Annotated in this window: 20 protein-coding genes and 2 tRNA genes; 10 read left to right on the top strand and 12 right to left on the bottom strand. The window is 72.5% G+C overall.

The genetic code is table 11. The annotated features are described in order from the left end of the window. Nucleotides 1-75: 75 nt before the first annotated feature. Both JK356_RS17590 and JK356_RS17585 read left to right on the top strand, forming a co-directional pair. Nucleotides 76-408, top strand: a complete 333-nt coding sequence (locus JK356_RS17590; RefSeq protein ID WP_201869273.1) for a DUF3618 domain-containing protein — start codon at nucleotides 76-78, stop codon at nucleotides 406-408. A 66-nt stretch (nucleotides 409-474) separates the two neighbouring features. Beyond that, nucleotides 475-777 carry a co-chaperone GroES gene (locus JK356_RS17585; RefSeq protein WP_201869431.1) on the top strand — a complete coding sequence of 101 codons (303 nt, stop codon included), beginning with the start codon at nucleotides 475-477 and terminating at the stop codon, nucleotides 775-777. 117 nt (nucleotides 778-894) lie between these two features. Here JK356_RS17585 and JK356_RS17580 read toward each other — a convergent pair whose 3' ends face one another. Further along, nucleotides 895-3,144, bottom strand: a complete 2,250-nt coding sequence (locus tag JK356_RS17580; RefSeq protein WP_201869271.1) for a transglycosylase domain-containing protein — start codon at nucleotides 3,142-3,144, stop codon at nucleotides 895-897. A 213-nt stretch (nucleotides 3,145-3,357) separates the two neighbouring features. Here JK356_RS17580 and JK356_RS17575 point away from each other — a divergent pair, with 213 nt between their 5' ends. Then, nucleotides 3,358-4,629, top strand: coding sequence for a DUF445 domain-containing protein (locus JK356_RS17575; RefSeq protein ID WP_201869265.1), 1,272 nt, complete (start codon nucleotides 3,358-3,360; stop codon nucleotides 4,627-4,629). 1,157 nt (nucleotides 4,630-5,786) lie between these two features. Then, nucleotides 5,787-5,870, top strand: a tRNA-Leu gene (locus tag JK356_RS17570). A 4-nt stretch (nucleotides 5,871-5,874) separates the two neighbouring features. Here the strand turns inward: JK356_RS17570 and JK356_RS17565 are convergent. Beyond that, nucleotides 5,875-6,783: an aminoglycoside phosphotransferase family protein gene (locus tag JK356_RS17565; protein WP_307815686.1), complete on the bottom strand. Its 909-nt coding sequence runs from the start codon at nucleotides 6,781-6,783 to the stop codon at nucleotides 5,875-5,877. Between the two features lie 267 nt (nucleotides 6,784-7,050). Between JK356_RS17565 and JK356_RS17560 the strand changes: the two genes are divergently transcribed. Further along, nucleotides 7,051-7,479, top strand: a complete 429-nt coding sequence (locus tag JK356_RS17560) for an OsmC family peroxiredoxin (RefSeq protein WP_201869264.1) — start codon at nucleotides 7,051-7,053, stop codon at nucleotides 7,477-7,479. 95 nt (nucleotides 7,480-7,574) lie between these two features. Here the strand turns inward: JK356_RS17560 and JK356_RS17555 are convergent, their stop codons facing one another. From JK356_RS17555 to ehuB, 5 genes are all read right to left on the bottom strand, one after another. Further along, entirely contained in the window at nucleotides 7,575-8,360 is a 786-nt protein-coding gene (locus tag JK356_RS17555; protein WP_201869263.1) for an IclR family transcriptional regulator, read from the bottom strand. A gap of 122 nt (nucleotides 8,361-8,482) precedes the next feature. Continuing rightward, nucleotides 8,483-9,301 carry an ectoine/hydroxyectoine ABC transporter ATP-binding protein EhuA gene (ehuA, locus tag JK356_RS17550; protein WP_201869262.1) on the bottom strand — a complete coding sequence of 273 codons (819 nt, stop codon included), beginning with the start codon at nucleotides 9,299-9,301 and terminating at the stop codon, nucleotides 8,483-8,485. A 57-nt stretch (nucleotides 9,302-9,358) separates the two neighbouring features. Next, nucleotides 9,359-10,012 carry an ectoine/hydroxyectoine ABC transporter permease subunit EhuD gene (gene ehuD, locus JK356_RS17545; protein ID WP_201869261.1) on the bottom strand — a complete coding sequence of 218 codons (654 nt, stop codon included), beginning with the start codon at nucleotides 10,010-10,012 and terminating at the stop codon, nucleotides 9,359-9,361. Next, nucleotides 10,009-10,758 carry an ectoine/hydroxyectoine ABC transporter permease subunit EhuC gene (gene ehuC / locus JK356_RS17540; protein WP_236671500.1) on the bottom strand — a complete coding sequence of 250 codons (750 nt, stop codon included), beginning with the start codon at nucleotides 10,756-10,758 and terminating at the stop codon, nucleotides 10,009-10,011. The genes ehuD and ehuC overlap by 4 nt, the downstream gene beginning before the upstream one ends. Beyond that, nucleotides 10,755-11,672, bottom strand: coding sequence for an ectoine/hydroxyectoine ABC transporter substrate-binding protein EhuB (gene ehuB / locus JK356_RS17535; protein ID WP_201869255.1), 918 nt, complete (start codon nucleotides 11,670-11,672; stop codon nucleotides 10,755-10,757). The genes ehuC and ehuB overlap by 4 nt, the downstream gene beginning before the upstream one ends. Nucleotides 11,673-11,819: 147 nt before the next feature. Between ehuB and JK356_RS17530 the strand changes: the two genes are divergently transcribed. Beyond that, nucleotides 11,820-12,332, top strand: a complete 513-nt coding sequence (locus JK356_RS17530; protein WP_201869254.1) for a DUF3830 family protein — start codon at nucleotides 11,820-11,822, stop codon at nucleotides 12,330-12,332. 12 nt (nucleotides 12,333-12,344) lie between these two features. Here the strand turns inward: JK356_RS17530 and JK356_RS17525 are convergent, their stop codons facing one another. Both JK356_RS17525 and JK356_RS17520 read right to left on the bottom strand, forming a co-directional pair. Further along, a complete protein-coding gene (locus tag JK356_RS17525) occupies nucleotides 12,345-13,796 on the bottom strand; it encodes an amidase (RefSeq protein WP_201869253.1) in 1,452 nt (483 codons plus the stop codon). A gap of 75 nt (nucleotides 13,797-13,871) precedes the next feature. Further along, complete coding sequence (locus tag JK356_RS17520) at nucleotides 13,872-14,849, bottom strand: D-2-hydroxyacid dehydrogenase (RefSeq protein ID WP_201869252.1); 978 nt, start codon at nucleotides 14,847-14,849, stop codon at nucleotides 13,872-13,874. 180 nt (nucleotides 14,850-15,029) lie between these two features. Between JK356_RS17520 and JK356_RS17515 the strand changes: the two genes are divergently transcribed. After that, on the top strand, nucleotides 15,030-15,863 hold the full coding sequence (locus JK356_RS17515) for a decarboxylase (protein WP_201869246.1): 834 nt from the start codon (nucleotides 15,030-15,032) through the stop codon (nucleotides 15,861-15,863). A gap of 111 nt (nucleotides 15,864-15,974) precedes the next feature. After that, nucleotides 15,975-16,634: an aspartate/glutamate racemase family protein gene (locus JK356_RS17510; protein ID WP_201869426.1), complete on the top strand. Its 660-nt coding sequence runs from the start codon at nucleotides 15,975-15,977 to the stop codon at nucleotides 16,632-16,634. 27 nt (nucleotides 16,635-16,661) lie between these two features. On the opposite strand, the gene JK356_RS17505 is transcribed toward JK356_RS17510, so the two are convergent. Continuing rightward, entirely contained in the window at nucleotides 16,662-18,308 is a 1,647-nt protein-coding gene (locus tag JK356_RS17505; protein WP_236671512.1) for a bifunctional diguanylate cyclase/phosphodiesterase, read from the bottom strand. 563 nt (nucleotides 18,309-18,871) lie between these two features. On the opposite strand from JK356_RS17505, the gene JK356_RS17500 reads away from it, so the two are divergent. Further along, entirely contained in the window at nucleotides 18,872-20,086 is a 1,215-nt protein-coding gene (locus JK356_RS17500; protein WP_307815685.1) for a M6 family metalloprotease domain-containing protein, read from the top strand. Between the two features lie 64 nt (nucleotides 20,087-20,150). Next, complete coding sequence (gene cutA / locus JK356_RS17495) at nucleotides 20,151-20,483, top strand: divalent-cation tolerance protein CutA (RefSeq protein ID WP_201869241.1); 333 nt, start codon at nucleotides 20,151-20,153, stop codon at nucleotides 20,481-20,483. 66 nt (nucleotides 20,484-20,549) lie between these two features. Here the strand turns inward: cutA and JK356_RS17490 are convergent. Further along, nucleotides 20,550-20,623, bottom strand: a tRNA-Lys gene (locus JK356_RS17490). Nucleotides 20,624-20,701: 78 nt separating this feature from the next. Next, nucleotides 20,702-21,052, bottom strand: a complete 351-nt coding sequence (locus JK356_RS17485) for a hypothetical protein (protein WP_201869239.1) — start codon at nucleotides 21,050-21,052, stop codon at nucleotides 20,702-20,704. Nucleotides 21,053-21,060 lie beyond the last annotated feature (8 nt).

The raw sequence follows: 21,060 nt of genomic DNA, 5'->3' as shown, positions 1-21,060 counted from the left end.
TACCTCCGGCAGGCATACCGTCCCGGGAGCTGACACACTGTGCGGGAAACCCCACAGGCAACGGAGGCGCGAGCGGTGGCGGAAACAGCCGGCACGGGAGGCACCCCTGCGGAGATCGAGGCGAGGATCGCCCAGCGGCGGGCAGCGCTCGCCGAGACCCTGGACGAGATCGCGGTCCGGGTGCACCCGAAAACCCTCATGTACGACGTCAAGGCCAGGGCCGTCGAGACCGTGGACGGGGCCGCCAGCAGGGCCTCCGCCGCGGCCGGCCGGGCGGTCAGCTCGGTGCGCGCCCAGTTCGTCTCCGAGACCGGGGCGCCGCGCCTGGAGCGGATCGTGCCGCTCGCCCTCGTCGCGGCCGCCGGCGCCGGCCTGCTCGCCCTCGGCTCCCGGCGCCGGCACAGCTGACCCGGCGCGTGAGATACGGTCGTTCCCGTGAGTTCGCAACCCACCCACGACAAGTTGCCCATCCGGATGCTCCACGACCGGGTGCTGGTCAGGGCGGACGCCGCCGAGGGCGAGCGCCGCTCCACCGGCGGCATCGTCATTCCGGCGACCGCCCAGGTGGGCCGCCGCCTCGACTGGGCCGAGGTCGTGGCCGTCGGGCAGAACGTCCGGACGGTCGAGCCGGGCGACCGCGTGCTGTACGACCCTGAGGACCGCGCCGAGGTCGAGGTGCGCGGCGTCTCCTACGTCCTGATGCGCGAGCGCGACCTGCACGCCGTCGCCGCCGAACGGCTCCACGACAGTGACGACTCCACCGGCCTCTATCTCTGACCGTGTGCCTGTGATCGTGTACCTGTGACCGTGTATCTGTGACCGTGTGCCTCTGACCCGGGCACCCGGGACCCGCGCACCGGTTCCGGGTGCCGCCGGCCCGGCTCCCGCCCCGCGCTACAGCGCTGGTGAAGGTACCGGTGACAGCGCTGGTGAAGGTGCCGGGGGCGTGGCCGGCGCGGGCGCCGGATAGCCGCCCGGCGGCTCCGGCTCCCGGCTCGGCCCCACCGGCGTGGCCGACGCCTCACCCGGCTCCGCCGGAGCGGACGGCTCCCCGGACTCCTCCGGCCGCTCGTCCGGCTCCGGCTTCACGTCCGGCACGGGCACCCCGCGCAGCTCGAAGTCCCGCTTCGGCTCCCCCGCCAGCGCCTCGCCGGTGTACTGTCCCCAGATCCGCGCCGGGAAGCCGCCGCCGTTCACCCGCGACAGCCCCGCCACCCCGTACAGCTCCCGCTGCGCACCCGTGTGGGGATCCTGGCCGAACACCGCCACCACCGTCGCCAGCTCCGGCGTGTACCCCGCGAACCACGCCGCCCGGTCGTGCTCGGCCGTGCCGGTCTTCCCCGCCGCGGGCCGCCCCGCCGTCCCCGCCGCCGTGCCCGTGCCGTCCCGCACCACGCCCTCCAGCAGCGCCGTCGTGCCGTCGGCCGCCTGCCGCGACAGCACGCGCTCCTCCTCAGGCTCAGGCAGCGGCAGCACCTCCCCGCCCGCGCGGACCTCCGTCACCAGCACCGGCGGCAGATACGTGCCGTGCCGCGCCAGCGTGGCGTACGCCACCGCCAGGTCCAGCGTCGACGGCGTCGCCGTGCCCAGCGCGATCGAACCGTCCGCGTCCGCCAGGCCCGGGGTGTCCTCCGGCAGCCCCAGCGCCGTCGCCGTCTCCTTCACCCGCTCCGGGCCGACGTCCACCCCCATCTGCGCGAACACCGCGTTCACCGACTTGTCCATCGCCTCGGCCACGGTGATCGTGCCGAATGACTTCTCCCCCTCGTTCTCCGGCGACCAGCCCGTCGGCTGTCCCTCCTGGCTGACCACCTCCCGGCCGCTGCGGCCGTCGTACTTCGTGTCCGGGCCGATCTTCGTCCCCTGGTGCGACGTCGCCTCGTACTCCAGCGCCGCCGCATACACGAACGGCTTGAATGTCGAAGCCGCCTGGTAGTCCCGGCGCGTCGCCGAGTTCACGAACTGCTCCGTGTAGTCCGTGCCGCCGTACATCGCCACCACCCGCCCCGTGGCCGTGTCGATCGACGTCGCACCCGCCCGCGCGTACGCGTCGGCCTCGCGCTGCCCGGGGTCGAGCTCGGCCAGCAGCTGGTCCGCGACGGCCTCCTCCAGCGCCCGCTGCTTGTCCGGCTCGATCGTCGTCGTGATCCGCAGCCCGCCCTCCCGCAGCCGGTCCCGGTCCACCACGCCCGTCTCCACCAGGTGCCGCTCCACCGCCTCTACGAGGTAGCCGCGCTGCCCCGCCAGGCCGTTGTCCGGCCGCACCTCCTGGGGCCACGGGAACGACATCTGCGCCCGCTGCTGCTCGCTCAGCCAGCCCTCGGACACCATGCCGTCCAGCACGTACTCCCAGCGCGCCCTGGCCGCGCCGGCGTTGTCCGGGTTGGCGCGCACGTCGTAGGCGCTCGGGGCGTTCAGCAGCGCCGCCAGGTAGGCGCCCTCGGCCGTCGTCAGCTGCGAGGCGTCCTTGCCGTAGTACGCCTGCGCGGCGGCCTGCACGCCGTAGGCGCCGCGGCCGAAGTAGCTGGTGTTCAGGTAGCCCTCGAGGATCTCGTCCTTGCTGATCTCCCGGTCCAGCTTCACCGAGATGAACAGCTCCTTGATCTTCCGGGTGACCGTCTGCTCCTGGTCCAGGTAGTAGTTCTTCACGTACTGCTGCGTGATCGTCGAACCGGACTGGGTGCCCTCGCCGCGCAGCATGTTCCACGCCGCGCGCCCCATGGCCAGCAGGTCCACGGCCGGGTCGTGGTAGAAGTCGCGGTCCTCGGCCGCGAGCACCGCGTGGCGCACGCCCGAGGGGACCTGGTCCAGCGGCACGTTTACGCGGTTGACCTCGCCGTCGGTCGCGAGCGGCGAGCCGTCCGCGTACAGGTACACGTTGCTCTGCGCCGCCGCCGCCGACTTCGGCTCGGGGATGTCCACCAGCAGATAGCCGGCCACGACGGCCACCAGCGTGCCGGTCAGGCCGACCAGCACGGCGGCCAGCACCATGCGCCACGTGGGAAGCAAACGGCGCAGCCCGGTGCGGCGCGGGGCCGGGCGCCCCGCGCTCCTCGACGGCCAGCCGGGCCAGCGCTGCTGTCGGGACCCGCCCGGCGTGCCGGGCTGACCGGAGGGCTGATCGGAAGAAGGTGTGTCGCTCATGGGGCTCCGTGGTGGGGGCCAACTGGTGCGCTTGTCCGTTCAGTACGACATGACATTCCAGGACTTACCGCCTATCACGGGCAGCGGCCACACCGGCGGCCTACCGGCAAGCCCCCCGAACGGCCCTGGCTGTCTCACCCGCCCAGCGACAATGGGCGGGGCGCGCGGCCCGCGGCCGCCACGGAGGCGACGGACAGGAAACGGGCGGAACGGATGGACCAGACGACCACGCTCACCGCGGCGGACGCCGCCAAGCAGCGCGCCCTGCGCCGCATGAAGGCCCTGGCCACCTCACTGCTCGCGGTCGTCGCCGCGGGATACGCCCTGACCACCTGGGCCGAGCACCGCGGCGCCGGGGCCTGGGCCGGCTACCTGTCCGCCGCCTTCGAGGCCGGGATGGTCGGCGCGCTCGCCGACTGGTTCGCCGTCACGGCGCTCTTCCGCCGTCCGCTCGGCCTGCCCATCCCGCACACCGCGATCATCCCCACCAGGAAGGACCAGCTCGGGCAGTCACTCGGCGACTTCGTCGGCGAGAACTTCCTCGCCCCCGAGGTCGTCCGCGACAAGCTCCGCTCCGCCGCCCTCGCCCGCCGCCTCGGCGCGTGGCTCTCCCGCCCGGAGAACGCCGACCGCGTCACCGCCGAACTCGCCGCCGCCGTGCGCGCCGGCCTGGCCGTGCTCCGCGACTCCGACGTCCGCGCCGTGATGGGCGAGGCGATCACCCGGCGCGCCCAGGAGCGGGAGATCGCCCCGGTGCTGGGCCGGCTGCTGGCGAAGACGGTCGCCGACAACGGGCACCGCCGCCTCGTCGACCTGCTGTGCGCCCACGCCCACGACTGGCTGCTTCAGCACCGCGAGACCGTGCTCGCCGCCATCGAGGGCGGCGCCCCGGGCTGGACCCCCCGTTTCGTAGACCGCCGGATCGGCGAGCGCGTCTACCGCGAGCTGCTGCGTTTCGCCGCCGAGACGCGTGACTCGCCCGGCCACCCCGCCAGGACCGCGTTCGACCGGCTGCTCGCCGACTTCGCCGAGCGCCTCCAGCACGACGCGGCCACGCGCGAGCGCGTCGAGAAGGCCAAGTCCGAGCTGGTCGCCCGGCCGGAGGTGCAGGACCTGATCTCCTCGGCCTGGTCCGCCGTGCGCGGCATGCTCCTGGCCGCCGCCGAGGACGAGCGCAGCGCCCTGCGGCTGCGGGCCCGCGCCTCGGTCCTCACCCTCGGCGCCCGGCTCTCCTCCGACAGCCGCCTGGCCGCCAAGCTCGACGGCTGGGTCTCGGACGCCGCGATCCACGTCGTCTCCGGCTACCGCGCCGAGATCACCTCCCTGATCACCGACACCGTCGCCGCCTGGGACGCCCGCACCACCTCCCGCAAGATCGAGCTGCACATCGGCCGCGACCTCCAGTTCATCCGTCTCAACGGCACGGTCATCGGCGCCCTGGCCGGCCTGCTGATCCACACCCTCACCACCGCCTTCGGCGCCTGACCGACCCGTCCGGCGTAACGTCCGCGGCCCCGTCTCGTTAGTCCGTGCGACAGGGGAACGGGTGGTGGAAAAGGGGAGGCGGTGTCGTACCCACGCGAGCTTCCCGCGGATGCCGTGTCGCGCTCGTCCTCGTGGGCGGGCGTCATGCGCGTCCTCGGGTACGCGCCCAGCGGCGGCCGGCGCCGGGCGCTTCAGCGGGCGGCCGAGCGCTGGGGAATCGACACCGGGCACGTCGTCCGCCGCCACCATGTCTATGCGGACGAGGCCATCGCTGCGGCCGTGCGCTCCGGCCGCTCGCTGCGCGAGGTGGCGCTCCGGCTGGGTGCGGCGCCGGCCACCGGAACCCTGTCCCGTCTGCGGCGGCGCATCGCCGCTGCGGGCATCGACGCCAGCCACCTCGCCGGGCTCAGCCGGCCGTCGCACGACCTGCCGTTCTCCCGTGACGGGCTGGCCGAGGCAGCTGCTGCGGTGCGCGGGTTTGCGAGGGCTGGCCCGCTGGCTCGGCCTCGACGAGGAGGACAGCCGCGCCCGTGCCGCGCTGCGGCGGCTGCTGGCGCGGGAGGCCATCGACACCTCGCACTTCACGCACGGCCGCGTGGTCATCCCCGCAGCGGCGCTCCGGGAGGCGGTGGCCCCGCCACCGCAGCTACGCGGCGGTGATGCGGGAGCTCGGCCTCGCGGTGCACGACGCAAACCACCGGCGAGTCCGTCGGCGCGTTGCCGAACTCGGCCTGGATGTCACGCATTTCACACGTCAGCCGCGCCGTGCGGCCGAGCCGGCGCCCCGTCGTCCCGCCGCCCAGGTGCTGCGGGTGCTGCCGCGGGAGGGCTCCCCGGCCAGCCCCGGCGCGACCGGCTGCACCGGGCCCTCGCGGCGTCCGGCGTGCCGTACGCCTGCGCGGGCTGCGGGAATCGGGCAGGTGGCGAGGGCGTCCCCTGACCCTCCACATCGACCACATCAGCGGGGACTGGCTGGACAACCGGAAGGAGAATCTGCGCGGTCTCTGCCCGAACTGCCACGCGCTCACCGCCACCTGGTGCCGGAAGCGGCGGCCGGCTGCCGGGCCGGACGGCCAGGCGGGGGAGAGGGGAGACTGACTCATCCCTCCTGCGCGGTACCCCGCCCTCCTCGCCCCCGCTACGATGGTGACCGCCTCGCGGCCGTTGCTGAATTGGTATAAGCGCAACACTTAGGATGTTGTGGGCTAACGCCCATGTGGGTTCGAGTCCCACCGGCCGCACTCGTTATTGATCATGGGATCCACGGCCTGGCCGCTCCCGCTGCCTTGCCTTCGTTCCGGTGAGCTCCTCGATGGTGTCCAGGGCGGAGACCAGGGCCGGGCCGGCGTGGGTGCGGGTCCAGGCGTGCTGCTCCGGGGAGCTGGCCCGGGGATGATTTTCGGTCAGCATGATCAGGTACAGGTACGCCCGGTACAGCGCGAGGCGGACGCGGGCGGCGTCGTCGAAGGACGCGGCGGGCAGGCCGGCGGCCTCCCGGTAGCCGGCCAGCAGGTCCGGGTCGTCCTCCGGGCCGCGCAGGAGGTTGAGCGAGGCGAAGTCGGCCAGCGGGTCCCCCCAGAACATCCGCTCACCGTCGATGACGCCGGTGATGGTGTCGCCGGTCAGCAGGATGTTGCCCTGCCAGAGGTCGTAGTGGACGAGCGCGGGCGCCGTGACCGCGGCCAGCGCCGGGGCCGCGGCCTGGGCGAGGGCGGCGATATCGTCCGGCGGCACGGGGAGCGCGGCGCCGTAACGGCGGGCGTCGTCGAGGGCGGCGCCCAGCGCGGTGGTGAACGCGGCCGGCCAGTCGTCGGCGCCCGGGAACGGCTCGGCCGGGTAGCCGAACCGGGGCCCGGGAACGGCGTGCAGTTCGGCGGCGAGGCGGCCAAGGGCGCGGCGGGCGGAGGGGGCGTTGGCGGGCGGTGCCTCGTGCCAGGGGGCGCCCGGGAGCTCGGTCATCAGCAGGAAGCCGCCGGGCAGCACCTCGCCGTCCAGATCGGCGTACACGACCTCAGGGACCGGCACCGTCGTGTGGCGCGCGGCCTGGCGGTAGAACTCCGTCTCGCCGCGCAGCAGGCCGCGTTCGTAGGTCATGGCGGGGGTGCCGGGCGGCGGCGGGATCTTCAGCAGCAGCGCCGGGCCGTCGGTGAGCACGGCGCGGTAGAGGGTGTTGCAGGTGCCCCCCGGGAAGCGGCAGGCAGGCGCCGACGCGGGTGGGTGCGATGCCGCCGCACGCAAGCAGGCGCAGCAGCGTGGACCGGTCGAGTGCCCGTTTACGGCTGTCCTGTGTTGCAGTTGGCGTGTTGTGAGTGGTATCCGGGGGCACTGGGTCATTGTGCGTCAGCTGCGGCGATAGCGTGGGGTGGTACGTGCCATCTGCGTGCGCTGCGGCGTTCGCGAGTTTCGGAGGATCGATCGATCATGGCAACGACCCGTTCCGCGACCACCAACTGGGAAGGCTCCCTGATGAAGGGGTCCGGCTCGGTCACCCTGGACTCCTCGGGTGCCGGGAAGTTCACCGTGACGTGGCCGTCCCGCTCGGAGCAGGCCAACGGGAAGACCAGCCCTGAGGAGCTGATCGCCGCGGCGCACTCCTCGTGCTACTCCATGGCACTCTCGCACAGCCTGGCCGGGGCGGGTACGCCGCCGGAGACGGTCGAGACGCAGGCGAGCGTGACGTTCCAGCCGGGTGAGGGCATCACGGGCATCGCGCTGTCGGTGAAGGCCCGGGTGCCGGGCCTGACGGCTGAGGACTTCCAGGCCGCGGCCGCCTCGGCGAAGGAGAACTGCCCGGTCAGCAAGGCGCTCGCGGGGGCGCCGATCACGCTGGAGGCCGAGCTGCTGTCCTGACGCGGCGGCAGCCCGGCGCGCCGCTGGCGTGGCCGCAGCACCGCACGGCCCCGTGATCCGTCTCCCGGACCGCGGGGCCGCGCCCTGCCTGGCGCCTACAGCGTGAGCGACAGCAGCGCCGGGGCAGCCTGCTGGTTGAGCGCCTCCGCGGCCTGGCGCAGGCGGTGCGCCTGGCCCAGGGGGAGTGACAGCGCCAGGCAGCCCACCGTCGAACCGGCCGTCAGCGGCACGGCGGCGCACAGCGTGCCGATCGCGTACTCCTGGATGTCGAGCACCGGGACGCTGGCGGGCTGCCGGTCCAGGGCGTTGAGCAGCACGCGCGGGTCGGTGATGGTGCGTGAGGTCAGGCGGGCGGCCTTGTGACGGCTGAGGTGGTCCCGGCGGCCGTCGTGGTCGAGCTGGCTGAGCAGGCATTTGCCGAGGGCGGTCGCGTGGGCGGCGGCGCGGAAGTCCACCCACTCGTGGACCATCGGGGCGTCGGCCGTGGCCGAGACGCCGGTGACGCATGCCTCGCCATCGACGTACCGGCCGAAGTAGACAGCCGCGCCGAGTGAGTCGCGCAGGGCGTCGAGCGCCTGCTGGAGCTTTTCCTCGCGGACGCGCCGCCGTCCTTCCTCGCCGCCCGCGCCGAGTTCGGTCAGTGCCTGGCCCGCGGCCCAGGCGCCGTCGTCAAGGCGGGTCAGGTAGCCGTCGCGGCGCAGCATGGCCAGGAGCGGGGCGAGACGTATCGCGGGGACGCCGGACCGGCGTGCGAGGTCTTCCTCGGATATGCCGTCGGGGTGGGAGGCGACGGTCTCCAGGAGCCTGAGCGCGTGCCTGACGGAGCGGAAGGGGGAGCCGAACGGTGTGGTCCTTCCGGGCGATCCGGATGAGAGCGCCACAGCGTCCTCCTGGGACTGAGGGGTACTCGCGTGGGTGTTCCCAGCGTAGCCACGAACGCCCCGGCGGTGGGCGTTTTCCGCCGCCGGGGCGTTCGTGCGCGGCCGTCAGTCCGGGCCGGGGCTCAGAGCACCGTGCTGAGGAACTCGCGGGTGCGGTCGTGCTCCGGCTCGCTGAAGATCTTGTCCGGCGGGCCGGACTCGACGATCTTCCCCTGGTCGAACATCAGCACCGCGTCGGAGATGTCGCGTGCGAAGCTCATCTCGTGGGTGACGACGAGCATGGTGATGTCGGCCGTGTGGGCGATGTCGCGCAGCACGTCGAGGACGCCGGCGACCAGCTCGGGGTCGAGGGCGGCGGTGACCTCGTCGAGCAGCAGCACCTGCGGGCGCATGGCCAGGGCGCGGGCGATGGCCACGCGCTGCTGCTGGCCGCCGGAGAGCTGGCTGGGGTACTTGTCGAGGTGCTGGGACAGCCCGACCATCTCGATCAGTTCCCGGCCGCGCTGCTCGGCCTCGTCCTTGGACATGCCGAGGACGTGGATGGGTGCCTCGGTGACGTTCCGCAGCACCTTCATGTTGGGGAAGAGGTTGAAGTGCTGGAAGACCATGCCGATCTTCTTGCGCACCTCGCGGACGTGCCGCTCGCTGGCCTTGACCAGCTTTCCGTTCTTCCGCTCGTGCGTCAGCAGGTCACCGTCGACGGTGATGGTGCCCTCTTCCGGCTTCAGCAGCGTCATCAGCAGCCGCAGGATGGTGGTCTTGCCCGAGCCCGAGGGCCCGATCAGCGTGACGTGCTTGCCGGTTTTGACGCTGAAGTCGAGCTGGTCGAGGACGACGTGGTCGCCGAAGCGCTTGGTGACCTTGTCGAAGCGGACGATCTCGTCGCCGCTGGCGCGTGTGCCGTTGCGCGGGCCGCTGGCCGGCCCCTTGGTTGTGTCCATCGCGGACTCCGTTGACTCTCTCTCCTGGGGGAAGCTTCGGTATGGGTGCGCGTGCCGTCAGGCCGTGCGGGCGAGGCGGCGCTCCAGGGCCCGGATCAGCAGGGACGCTGGGTAGGCGATGACCAGGAACGCGATGCCGACGATCGTGTACGCCTCGGAGGTGAAGGTCTCGTTGCTGAAGCCCTCGGCCTCGCCGAGCATGTCCATGGCGCCGATGACGGCGATCATGGGCGAGTCCTTCAGCATGGCGATCACGTAGTTGCCCAGCGCGGGCACGACGCGGCGGATGGCCTGCGGCAGGATCACGCCGGTCCAGGTGCGGCGGCGCGGCAGGCTGAGCGCGGTGGCCGCCTCCCACTGGCCGACCGGCACGCCGTCGATTCCCGCCCGGTAGACCTCGGCGGTGTAGGTGGAGTAGTGCAGGCCGAGGCCGATGATCCCGGTCGTCAGGGGAGACCAGGACAGGCCCCACTCAGGCACCACGTAGAACAGGAAGAACAGCTGTACCAGCAGCGGGGTGTTGCGGATGAACTCGGTGATGAAGTTCACCGGCCAGCGCACCCAGACGAACGGGGAGCGCTGGGCGAGCGCCCAGACCAGGCCCAGGGCAAAGGCGATCAGGCTGCCGATCACCAGTGCCTGGAGCGTGACCTGCACCCCGTCCCAGAAGCGGGGCATGAAGTCGCTGACGACGTCCCAGTCCCAGTTCACTTGGCACCTCCCGCGACCGGCGCGCCCGTGGAGCCCTCGCCGCCGGCTTCACGCAGCGACAGCTTGCTGAGGAGCCCCTGCTTCTTCGGCGGTGCCTGGCCGACGTTGGCCTTGGCGTAGCGCTCGACCACCCGCATGCCGCGGGTGAGGAGGAACGCCATGATGAAGTACAGGACGAGCAGCAAGGTGTAGATGGGGGCGCTCTCGCCCTGCCCGATGCGCACCAGGTTCCCGGCGTAGGCCATGTCGGCGACCGTGATCGTCGAGACCAGGGCCGTGCCCTTGAGCAGCTCGATCAGCAGGTTGTTGAACGGCGGCATCATCTCGGGCCACGCCTGGGGGATCTCGATGCGCCGCAGCCGCTGGAACCGGGTGAAGCCGAGCGCGATCCCGGCCTCCCGCTGCGCGACGGGGACGGCCGCCAGCGCGCCGCGCACGATCTCCGAGCCGTACGCGCCGTAGGTCAGGCCGAGCGCGAGCACGCCCGCGAACATGGGCACGAACTGCCACTGGAGCAGCAGCGGCACGGAGAAGACGAGCCAGAACATCAGGACCAGCGACGACATGCCGCGGAAGATTTCGAAGTAGGCCCCGGAGAGGAACCGCACGATCCAGAACCGGGAGGTGCGCAGCGTGCCGATGAGGAAGGCCACGGCCGCGGCCAGTATCGCGCTGTACACCGTGACCTGGATGGTGATCCAGATGCCCGGCAGGAAGAAATTGTTGAACATCCCTTCGGTCATCATGAGCAAAGCTCCCTGGCGGTGAGGTCCGTCATCTCCGCCTCGGTGAACCCGAAGGGCTCGACGATGGGCAGCAGCTCGCCCTCGTCCTTCAGCTTGAGCAGTTCACGGTTGAAGGCGTCGCGCAGGTTGCGTTCGCTGCGCAGGAACGCGAAGCCGCCCGCGCCGTAGGCGGGCTCACCGTCCACGATGGGCTGGAACGGCTCGGTCGCCTCGACCCGGTCGCGTCCCTCGACGGCGTTCTGGACGGTGACGTTGGTGCCCGCGAACGCGGCGACCCGGCCCTGAGCGACGGCCTCCATGCCGGCGACCTGGTCGGGAAGGATGAGGATATTGCTGCTCGGCACGCCGGCGGCCAGGGCATAGTCGATCTCGGCGTATGCCTGGCCGGTGGCCATCCGCAGGCCCTTCTCGGCGATGTCCTCGTACGTGCTGATGTTCTCGGGATTTCCGCGCCGCACGATGAACGAGTCGAGCATCAGGTAATCCGGGTCGGAGAAGAGTACCTGTGCGCATCGTTCCGGCGTGATGTACATCCCCGCCGAGACGACGTCGAACAGCCGTGACTTCAGACCCGGGATCAGTGCGCTGAACTCGACGGGGACGGGAATGACCTCGTCGACGCCGAGCCGCGGGAAAATCACCTTCGCGATCGCGGGCGCCTCGCCGGTGGCCTCGCCCTCCTCGTTGATGTAACCGAAGGGTCGCTCGTTCGCGATCCCGACCTTGACCGAGCCGCGGTCCCGCAGCCGCTCCAGCAGATCGCCGCCTTCGACCGTGTTCGCGTCCGCGATCCTGCTGCATCCGGCGGCGCCGAGCGCGCCGGCGGCCGCCAGTCCCGCGAGCAAGGCCCGGCGGCTGGGGCCCGCCCCCCTACTTCGTGTGGATGTCGAACCATTTCTGTCTGTCGGAGCCATGGCCGCGCGGCTACCCAGACTCCGCGAATGTATGCGGGTCATTTCGAGTTAACCTCGTCGACCCAGCGCGGGCGTACTGTGGCCCAGGACACATTCCGTCAGGGGTGTGGAACGCCCAGGGAAGCCGACGGGAAGGGGTGCGGGCCCATGACGAGTGCGCGGCCGGAGCGGTTCATCACCGTGTCGCTGGAGAAGAGAGGGGTCAGCTGCACGGCGCGGCTGCTGGATGACCGTGCCCCCGTGACCTGTGAGGCGATCTGGAACGCGCTGCCGCTGGGCGGTGACGTTTATCACGCCAAGTACGCGCGGAACGAGATCTACACGCTGGTTCCGCCCTTCGCCGCGGCCGAGCCGCCACTGGAAAATCCCACTATCACGCCGATTCCCGGTGATCTGTGCTATTTCACGTTCACCGAGACGCAGCTGTCGACGGCCTCCTATGGTTACGAGCGTGACGCCAAGCACCAGGGCAGGCCGACGGTGGTGGACCTGGCCCTCTTCTACGAGCGGAACAATCTGCTGATCAACGGCGACGCGGGCTGGGTGCCCGGCATCGTGTGGGGAGCCGTCACCGAGGGCCTCGACCGGATGGCGGACGCCTGCCAGGACCTCTGGCGCGCCGGCGCCCTCGGCGAGACCCTCAGCTTCCGGCGGGCCTGACCGGGCCCTCGGTCACGCCTTTGGCCCGTCACCCGCGGGCAGCGGGGGCGCGGGCACGCCGGCCACGCCCGCCGCGTACAGCGCGTGCGCGGCACGCAGCACCAGCGCGTCCGCGTGGCGCGCCCCCACCAGCTGGAGCCCCACCGGCAGCCCGTCGCCGTCCGTGCCGCAGGGCAGGGACGCGGCGGGCTGCTGCGTCATGTTGAACGGGTAGGTGAACGGGGTCCACTCCGTCCAGCGGCGCATGGCGGAGCCCTGCGGCACCTCCCGCCCGGCGGCGAACGCCGTCAGCGGCAGCGCGGGCGTCACCAGCAGGTCGTACCCCTCGTGGAACAGCCCCATCAGGCGCCCGGCCGCCATCCGCACGTCCACGGCGGCCAGATAGTCCAGCGCCGTGCGGGCCGCGCCCGCCTCGCAGATCTCCCGCAGCCCCGGGTCGAGCAGCGCGCGCCGCTGCGGCGGCAGGTCCTGCGTGACGCGGGCGGCGCCGGCGAACCACAGCGTCTCGAACGCCTCCCGCAGCTGTGCGAGCGGGGGCAGCGGCGGGTCCGTCTCGGTGACGCGGGCGCCGAGCCGTTCCAGCGCCGCCACGGCGTTCCCGGCCGCCGCCGCCACCGCGGGCGCTACCGTGACCGGGCCGGAGCGGCCGAGCGCGGGCGAGTACGCCACCCGCAGCCCGCGCACCCCCTCGGCCCCCGCCGCCAGCGGCGCCAGGTAGCCGTCCGGCGGCGGTGCCCCCAGGTGTGACCAGTCGCGTGCGTCCGGCCGCCCGATGACGTCCAGCAGCAGCGCCGCGTCCGCCGCGTCCCGCGTCATCGGCCCGGCGTGGGCCAGCGTGCCGAACGCGCTGGCCGGGTACAGCGGCACCCGGCCGTACGTCGGCTTGAGCGCGAAGACGCCGCAGAACGCCGCGGGGATGCGGACCGAGCCGCCGCCGTCGGTGCCGAGGCTCAGCGGGCCGGCGCCCAGCGCCACGGCCGCGGCGCTGCCGCCACTGGATCCGCCGGCGGTGCGCGCCGGATCGTACGGGTTGACCGTCGTGCCGTGCAGGGGCGAGTCGGTGACGCCCTTCCAGCCGATCTCGGGCGTGGTCGTCTTGCCGAGGAACACCGCGCCGGCCTCGCGCAGCCGGGCCACGGCCGGCGCGTCCTCGTCGTGGGGCGCGGGCGGGTCGAGCGCGGCCGAGCCCTTGCGGGTGGGATGCCCGCGCAGCAGGAAGACGTCCTTGACCGTGACCGGCACCCCGTCCACGGGGCCGGCGGGACGGCCCGCGCGCCACCGCGCGGCCGAGGCCCTGGCCTGCTTCAGCGCCCCCTCGTGGTCGAGGAGGACGAAGGCGTTGAGCGCCTCCGCGACCGCCTCGGCCCGCCGCAGCTGGGCCGCCGTGACCTCCACGGGGGAGAAGTCGCCCGCCGCGTAACCGGCCGTCAGCTCGCGCGCCGTGAGCGCGCACAGATCCGTCATGCCCCTCGCCCTCCTGCCCTTCGCCGTCCTGGTGCTTGGTGGTGATGGTGGTGCCGCGGGCTGCCGCCGGGGTGCTCAGCCGCCGCCGGGCACGTAGCCCAGGCGCTTGTCGACCACGTTGTGCAGCGGCCGGCCGTCCACCCAGCGGTCGAAGTTGTCGCAGAACTGCTCGGCCAGGTCATCGCGCCAGCCGGTGGTGTCGCCGCTCATGTGCGGCGAGACGATGAGCCCGGGGGCGTCCCACAGCGGGCTGCCCGGGGGCAGCGGTTCCTCGCCGAACACGTCGAGGGCCGCGCCGGCCAGCCGTCCCGAACGCAGCGCCGCCGCCAGGTCGCTGGCGACGACGTGCGGGCCGCGGCCGACGTTGACCAGCCGGGCGCCGGGTTTCATGAGGGCGAACGTGCCGGCGTGGAACATGCCGCGGGTCGCGTCGGTGAGCGGCGCGGCGCACACGACCCAGTCGGCGTGGGGCAGCAGCCCGGGCAGCGATTCGCTCCCGTGCACCCGTGGGAAGTCCGCGTCGTCCTCGCGCGGGCGGCGGCCGACGAGATCGACGCGCACCCCGACGCCGCGCAGCAGCAGGCCGATCTCGCGTCCGATCGGCCCGGATCCCACGACGACGGCTCTGGTGCCGCTTACCCGGGTGGTCTCCCGGTGCAGCCACTGGCGTTGCTGCTGCAATTCCCAGCTACGGTGGAAATCCTTTGCGAAGGCCAGGATGAGGCCGAGCACGTATTCGGCGATCGGCCGGTCGAACACGCCACGGGCATTCGTAATGACGGTGGGGGACTCGATAAGTTCCGGAAACATCAGCCGGTCGACGCCGGCGCTGGCGGTGTGCACCCACCCCGGGCGCGGTCCGGGGCCGGGCCAGGCGTCGCGGACGGCGTCGGACCCGAAGTCCCACACCAGCAGCACGTCGGCCTCGGGAAGCCTTCTGGCCAGGGTTTTCTCGTCGCTGTGCAGCACATGGGCGCGGCCGGCGAGCCGGTCGAGGCGGGGCGGTGGGTCGGCGTCGAGGACGAGCACGCGGGGCACACGAGAGTAAGTCATCACACGGAAACCGTTTCGAAACGAATGGCTGCTTGCCTTGAAGACGTTAAGCAGACGCCAAGGATTGACCACGGTAGGAAGGGGAAACTACCGTCGTCAATGAGTGCCACCAAAGGCGTCTTTTGTGGCCCGGCCGGGTGCCTTGTCCTGCCGCCCTGCGATTGTGAATCGGGGTACGACATGGATGTCTCGTTCCTGGGTGGCCCGCAGCCGCAGCGCGGCGTGGGAGTGGTCGCCCCTTTTGACTTCGCGCTCGACCGGGAGCTGTGGCGCTGGGTCCCGGATGACATCTCGCTCCATCTGACGCGCACTCCGTTCGTCCCGGTCGAGGTCAGCCTCGACCTCGCCCGGCTCGTCAGCGAGCACGAGACGCTGCGGGAGGCGGTGCACGCGCTCAGCGCCGTGCGGCCCGAGATCGTCGCCTACGCCTGCACGTCGGGCAGCTTCGTCGGCGGCGTGCCGGGGGAGCGCGCCATGGCGGCGGCCATGGCGCAGGCCGGGCAGATGCCGGCCCTGACGACCTCGGGCGCCCTGCTGGTCGCGCTGCGGGAGCTGAATGTCACGCGGGTCGCGCTGGTCACGCCGTACACGAGGTCGGTGACCGATGCGCTGGAGGAGTACCTGCTGCAGGCCGGCTGCCAGGTCACCGGGCGCAGCTACCTGGGCCTGACGCGCGAGATCTGGCGGGTGCCGTACCGGGACGTCGTGGAGATGGCGCACCAGGCGGCCTCGCGCGGGGCGCCGCAGGCGCTCTTCATCAGCTGCACCAACCTGCCGACCTACGACGTCATCCCGCAGCTCGAAGCCGAGCTGCGGATGCCGGTGCTGTCGGCCAACCAGGTGACGATGTGGGCGGCGCTGCGCATGATCGGCAAGGCCGCGGTCGGCCCCTACCAGGCGCTTCTCGACCCGGCCGCCCGCAGCGGGCCGGTCGCGCTGACGGGCATCCCGCCGGCGCCCGAGCCGGAGCGGGAGCCGGAGGAGCTCGGTGAACTCGGCGGGGAGGGAGCGTAGGTGAACACGGCGAGGACGGCCCCCGGGGCGGCGCCGGTGCCGGCGGCGTCCGGTCTGCTGACGGCGGGCTTTCTGTATCCGGGGCACTCGGCGGAGGACGAGTACCCGCGGATGGAGGCGATACTGGGCGGGAATGTGCGGCTGCCGCTGGTCCACACCGACATCGGCACGGACGCGCACCGGGTCGACGCGCTGCGGGAGATGGGCTCCGTCGAGCGGCTGCTGCCCGGGCTGGGGCAGCTGGCGGCGCACGGCGCGCGGTGCGTGATGTGGGCGTGCACCTCGGCCAGCTTCGTCTTCGGCTGGGACGGCGCGGCCGACCAGGTGCGGCGCCTGGCCGAGGCCGCGGGCGTGCCCGCCTCCAGCACCTCGTTCGCCTTCGCCGACGCGGTGCGCGCCCTGGGCGCCCGCCGCGTCGCGGTGGCGGCCACCTATCCGGAGGACGTCGCGGAGCTGTTCGCCGCCTTCCTGGGGACGGCGGGCACGGAGGTCGTCGCGACGCGCGGCAGCGGCATCATCACGGCCGCGGAGGTCGGCACGTGGGGCCGCGCGGAGGTGCTCCGGCTGGCGCGGGCCGGCGATCACCCGGCCGCCGAGGCCGTGCTGCTGCCCGACACCGCGCTGCATACCGCGGCGTGGATCCGCGACCTGGAGGCGGCGCTGGGCAAGCCGGTGCTCACGGCCAATCAGGTGACCGCCTGGCAGGCGTTGCAGCTGCTGGGACACGTCCCCCGCTGCCCCTCCCTGGGCACGCTGTTCACCGTGGCCTGATGGGGCGTGACGCCGCCGGGCATGCGCTCAGGCGTGCTGCGCGGCGGCGCAGTGCCGTGAGGTGAGGACCGAGGCGATGCGGTCGGGCGGCATGGGCCGGGCGTAGTGCCAGCCCTGGCCGGTGTCGCAGCCGATCCGCCGCAGCCGCTCGGCCTGGGCCGGGCCCTCCACGCATTCGGCGGTGACGGTCAGGCCGAGCTTGTGGGCGAGCTGGACCAGCGACGTCACGATCGTCTCGTCGGCCGGGTTGAGGTTCCTGGCGGTGCGGAAGCCGCGCACGAAGGCCCCGTCCAGCTTCAGCACGCGTACCGGCAGGCGGCTGAGGTAGGCGAGGTTCGAGTAGCCGGTGCCGAAGTCGTCGATCGCGATCCGCACGCCCATGTCGGCCAGCGACCGCAGCGCCTGGAGGGGGCGGCCGGCCGAGCCCATGACGTCGGACTCGGTCAGTTCGAGCTGGAGCAGCCCGGCCGGGAGCCCCGTCTCCTGGAGCACGGAGGCCACGTCCGACACCAGGTCGGAGTCCCACACCTGCCGCACGGCCACGTTCACGCTCACGAACGGCGGCTGCCCGCCGTGCTCCCGCTGCCAGCGCCGCGCCTGGCGGCACGCCTCGGCCAGGACCCAGCGGCCGAGCGGCACGATGGCGCCATTCTCCTCGGCCAGCTCGACGAAGCGGTCGGGGCCCAGCACGCCGTAGCGCGGATGGTGCCAGCGCACCAGCGCCTCGGCGCCGCGCGGCATCTCGTCCGCGAGGCCGACGATGGGCTGGTACTCCAGCGTGAACTCGCCCCGCTCGACGGCGGGCCGCAGCCGGGCCGACAGCGACTGGCGGGTCAGGTGGCTGGCGCTGCGCTCCGGGTCGAACAGCGTCCACCGCGCCTTGCCGTCCGCTTTGGCCCAGTACAGCGTGGTGTCGGCGGCCTGCATCAGCGACGTCGTCGTCGTGCCCTCGGTCGCGCGCTCGACGACGCCGATGCTGGCGGAGATGCCCAGCCACTGCCCGTCCAGGTGGAACGGCGCCTGGAGCGCGTCGAGCAGCGACTGCGCCAGGTCGGTCAGCTGTGTGGTGCCCGTCGAGCTTTCGACCAGCACGCCGAACTCGTCGCTGCCGAGGCGCGCCACGGTATGGCCGCGGGCCGCCGCGCAGCCCGCCAGCCGCTGGGCGGCAGCGGACAGCAGCTGGTCGCCGATGGAGTGGCCCAGGGTGTCGTTGACGGCCTTGAAGTCGTCCAGGTCCAGGTAGCACAGCCCGATCCGGCCCGTGGCAGACTCGCCGAGCGCGGCGGCCATCCGGGCCAGGAACGTGGCGCGGTTGGGCAGGCGGGTGACGCGGTCGTGGCGCTCGACGTGGCGCAGCCGCTCCGTCAGCGCGAGCCGCTCGCTGATGTCCATGACGGTCAGCAGGCCCGGCGCGTCGCCGCGCCCGGTGTGCTGCACGCTCACCTCGGCCCACAGCGTGTGCCCGTCGGCGTGTGTCAGGCGCTGTTTGGCGCGCATGCGGTCGCTGTTGCCGCGCAGCACCGCGTGGTAGGCGCCGCGCGTCCGGCCGTCCCGGGCGAGGCCGGTCAGCAGGTCGGCCCGCTGGCCGGTGAGGCTGGCGGGGTCCACGCCGAGCAGCAGCCCGAGCGCCGGGTTGGCGGTGACGATCGTGCCGGAGCGGCTGACCATCGCCATGGGGAGGTGGGCGATGGTGAACGCCGCACGGTAGTCGGGATGGTCCTGGCTGTCGTTGCTGGTGTGGCTGTCCTTGCCGTCCTGGCGGCTGGTGCCGTCTGGGCATCCGGTGCCGTCGAAGTGAACGCCCCGGGCCTCGCAACCGCCCAGAGTATTACGGTCCGTGATTGACGGAGGGGAGGTGGCCACGCCGCCTCCGGGGTCATGGTCCGGTCCGTTAGGGGGTCCGCTCACCGATCGCTCCCGGTAGGGATTACTCGCCCGCGGAGAGGTAAGTCCGCGCTGGAAATGTGGCGATCATAGAGGCTGGAACGCGGGCTGAGCCAGCGTTGGCCTGGCCCCGGCCGTCCTCCGATATGTGTCCTACGAATCTTCATTCGACTGGCTGATCGTTTCTGCTCGCGAGTGCTTGCTGACAGATCGTCTACGACCGACATCTACGCAGAGTGACGATCCTGGCCGACTCGCCCGGGCTAACGGAACAGGGCAAAACGCCATACAGCGGAACACAGTAGAAATGGCGACTTCCTGGACCCGGACGGGAACCCGATCGGAGGACCGACGTGCGCCGCGCCCCCCGCAGAACCGCCGCGGTGCTCACCGCCCTGGCCGCCCTCATCGGCACCACCATGACCGGCAGCCCTGGCACCGGAGCACTGGCCGACGTGCCCTGTGGCCTGCCGCGTCTCGACCTGCACCACGCCGAGGGGGTGGGGTCCTGGGACGAGACCTATCCCCGCCCGGTGGGCACGGTCGACGCCGTCATGCTCTTCCTGTCGTTCCCCGACTCCCGGCCGTACGCCACCCCCGCCGCCATCGCGGAGGACTACTTTCCAGCCACTTCTGACTTCTTCCGCGACGCCTCCTACGGCCGCATGGAACTGTCGGTCCGCGTGATCGAGCAGTGGATCACCATGCCGCAGGACTCCACGGCCTACGGCATACAGCGCGACTGGGACCCCGCGCTGCGCGCGGCCTACGTCAGCGACGCCCTGGCCGTGCTGGCGCCGCTGGCCGACCTCGGCGCGTACGACGTCGTCTACCTCGTCGCCGACCCCGGTGCCCCGGGCGTCGACTCGGACGCCACCAAGGTCGTCAACTTCGACCAGCCGGTGACCGTCGGGGACGACCAGCTCCACCGGATCGTGACCGTCTTCGAGCGGCGCCCGCCCGACCGGAACGTCCTCGCCCACGAGACCGGCCACGTCTTCGACCTGCCCGACCTCTACCACCGGCCCGAGGACGCCCTGGGCGACTGGGACACGTACGTGGGCGACTGGGACCTGATGGGCAGCCAGTTCGGACTGGCCCCCGAACCCTTCGCCTGGCATAAGTGGCGCCTCGGCTGGCTCGACGCGGGGCACGTGGACTGCGTGGTCGGCCCCGGCACCACCCAGCACACCCTCCAGCCGCTCACCGCCCCGCTCGACCGCGTCCCGCCCGAGGCCGACACCCGCCTGGCCGTCGTCCGCACCGGCCCGGACGAGGTGCTCGTCGCCGAGGCCCGCACCGCCGCCGGCAACGACGCCGACACCTGCACCGCGGGCGTTCTGCTGTACCTGGTGCGCGGCGACGTTCCCTCCGCCGAGGGCCCCATTACCGTCCTCGACGGCCATCCGGACACCGCCGCCTGCGAGGTCACCTCGGTCCATCCCCGCCTCGCCGACGCCCCGCTGACGACCGGCGAGAGCTACTACGACGCGGAGCGGGGCGTCCGCGTCGAGGTGGGCGAGCGCACGGTCACCGGCGGCTGGCACGTCACCATCACCCGCGAGTAGCCGGCGGGCGGCCTACTCTCCACGGCGTACGTGTCCTCTCCCGCCTGACGAGGAGCGATCCGCCATGACGGAACACCTCACCGTGCTCACGACCATCGACAGCGAGGAGGGCGCCCAGCGCCTGGCCCGGTCCGCCGTCGAAGCCCGCGTGGCCGCCTGTGCCCAGATCGACGGGCCGGTCACCAGCGTCTACCGGTGGCAGGGCGCCGTGGAGACCGCGCGTGAGTGGCGCGTGCTGTTCAAGACGTCCGCCGCGCGCTACGAGGCGCTCGAGGCGCACCTGCTCGCGGCCCACCCCTACGACACCCCCGAGATCATCGCCACCGCCGTGGCCCGGGGCAGCCGCGCCTACCTCGACTGGCTCGACGCGGAGACCGCTCCCGCCGGCAGGTCCTGACCGCACCCTGACCGCACAGCGAGGCGCCCCACCCGCGGTAACCCGCGTGTGGGGCGCCTGGTCGTGTGCGCCACCAGGGACTCGAACCCCGGACCCGCTGATTAAGAGTCAGCTGCTCTAACCAACTGAGCTAGTGGCGCCTGCCGACGTCGTAGACATTAGCACCCCGTGGGCCAGTCACAAAAATCGGGAGCCGGCTGGCCCTGAGCAGGCGCTTCTCAGTCCCCCGCGTCCGGCGCGGACCGCTGCCGCAGCAGCTGCCGTCCGTAGTCGATCATCTTCTCCGCGTATTCCTCGGTCCACCCCGCGCGGTCGGCGACCGCCGCGGCGGGCAGCCGGTCGAACCGCGCGGGATCGGCGAGCTGGGCGGCTGCCATGGCCTGGTAGTCCACGGCACGGTCGGCCGCCGCCTGGAACGCCTGCGCGAGCTCCGTGGCCCGCCCCAGCAGTTCCCGGGGGTCGGTCAGCGACTCCAGGTCGAAGAAGTGCTCCTCCTCGGCCTCGGGTGCGGGCGGCTCGAAGAACAAAGCGGCGGGCCGCCGGAAGCGGGGCTGCTCGGGCTGGGACATCGGACGGT

Source organism: Streptomyces sp. 7-21, from assembly GCF_016741785.1.
GTDB lineage: Bacteria > Actinomycetota > Actinomycetes > Streptomycetales > Streptomycetaceae > Streptomyces.
The sequence above is the reverse complement of the archived record's forward strand: the minus strand, read 5'-3'. Positions and strand labels throughout refer to the sequence as shown.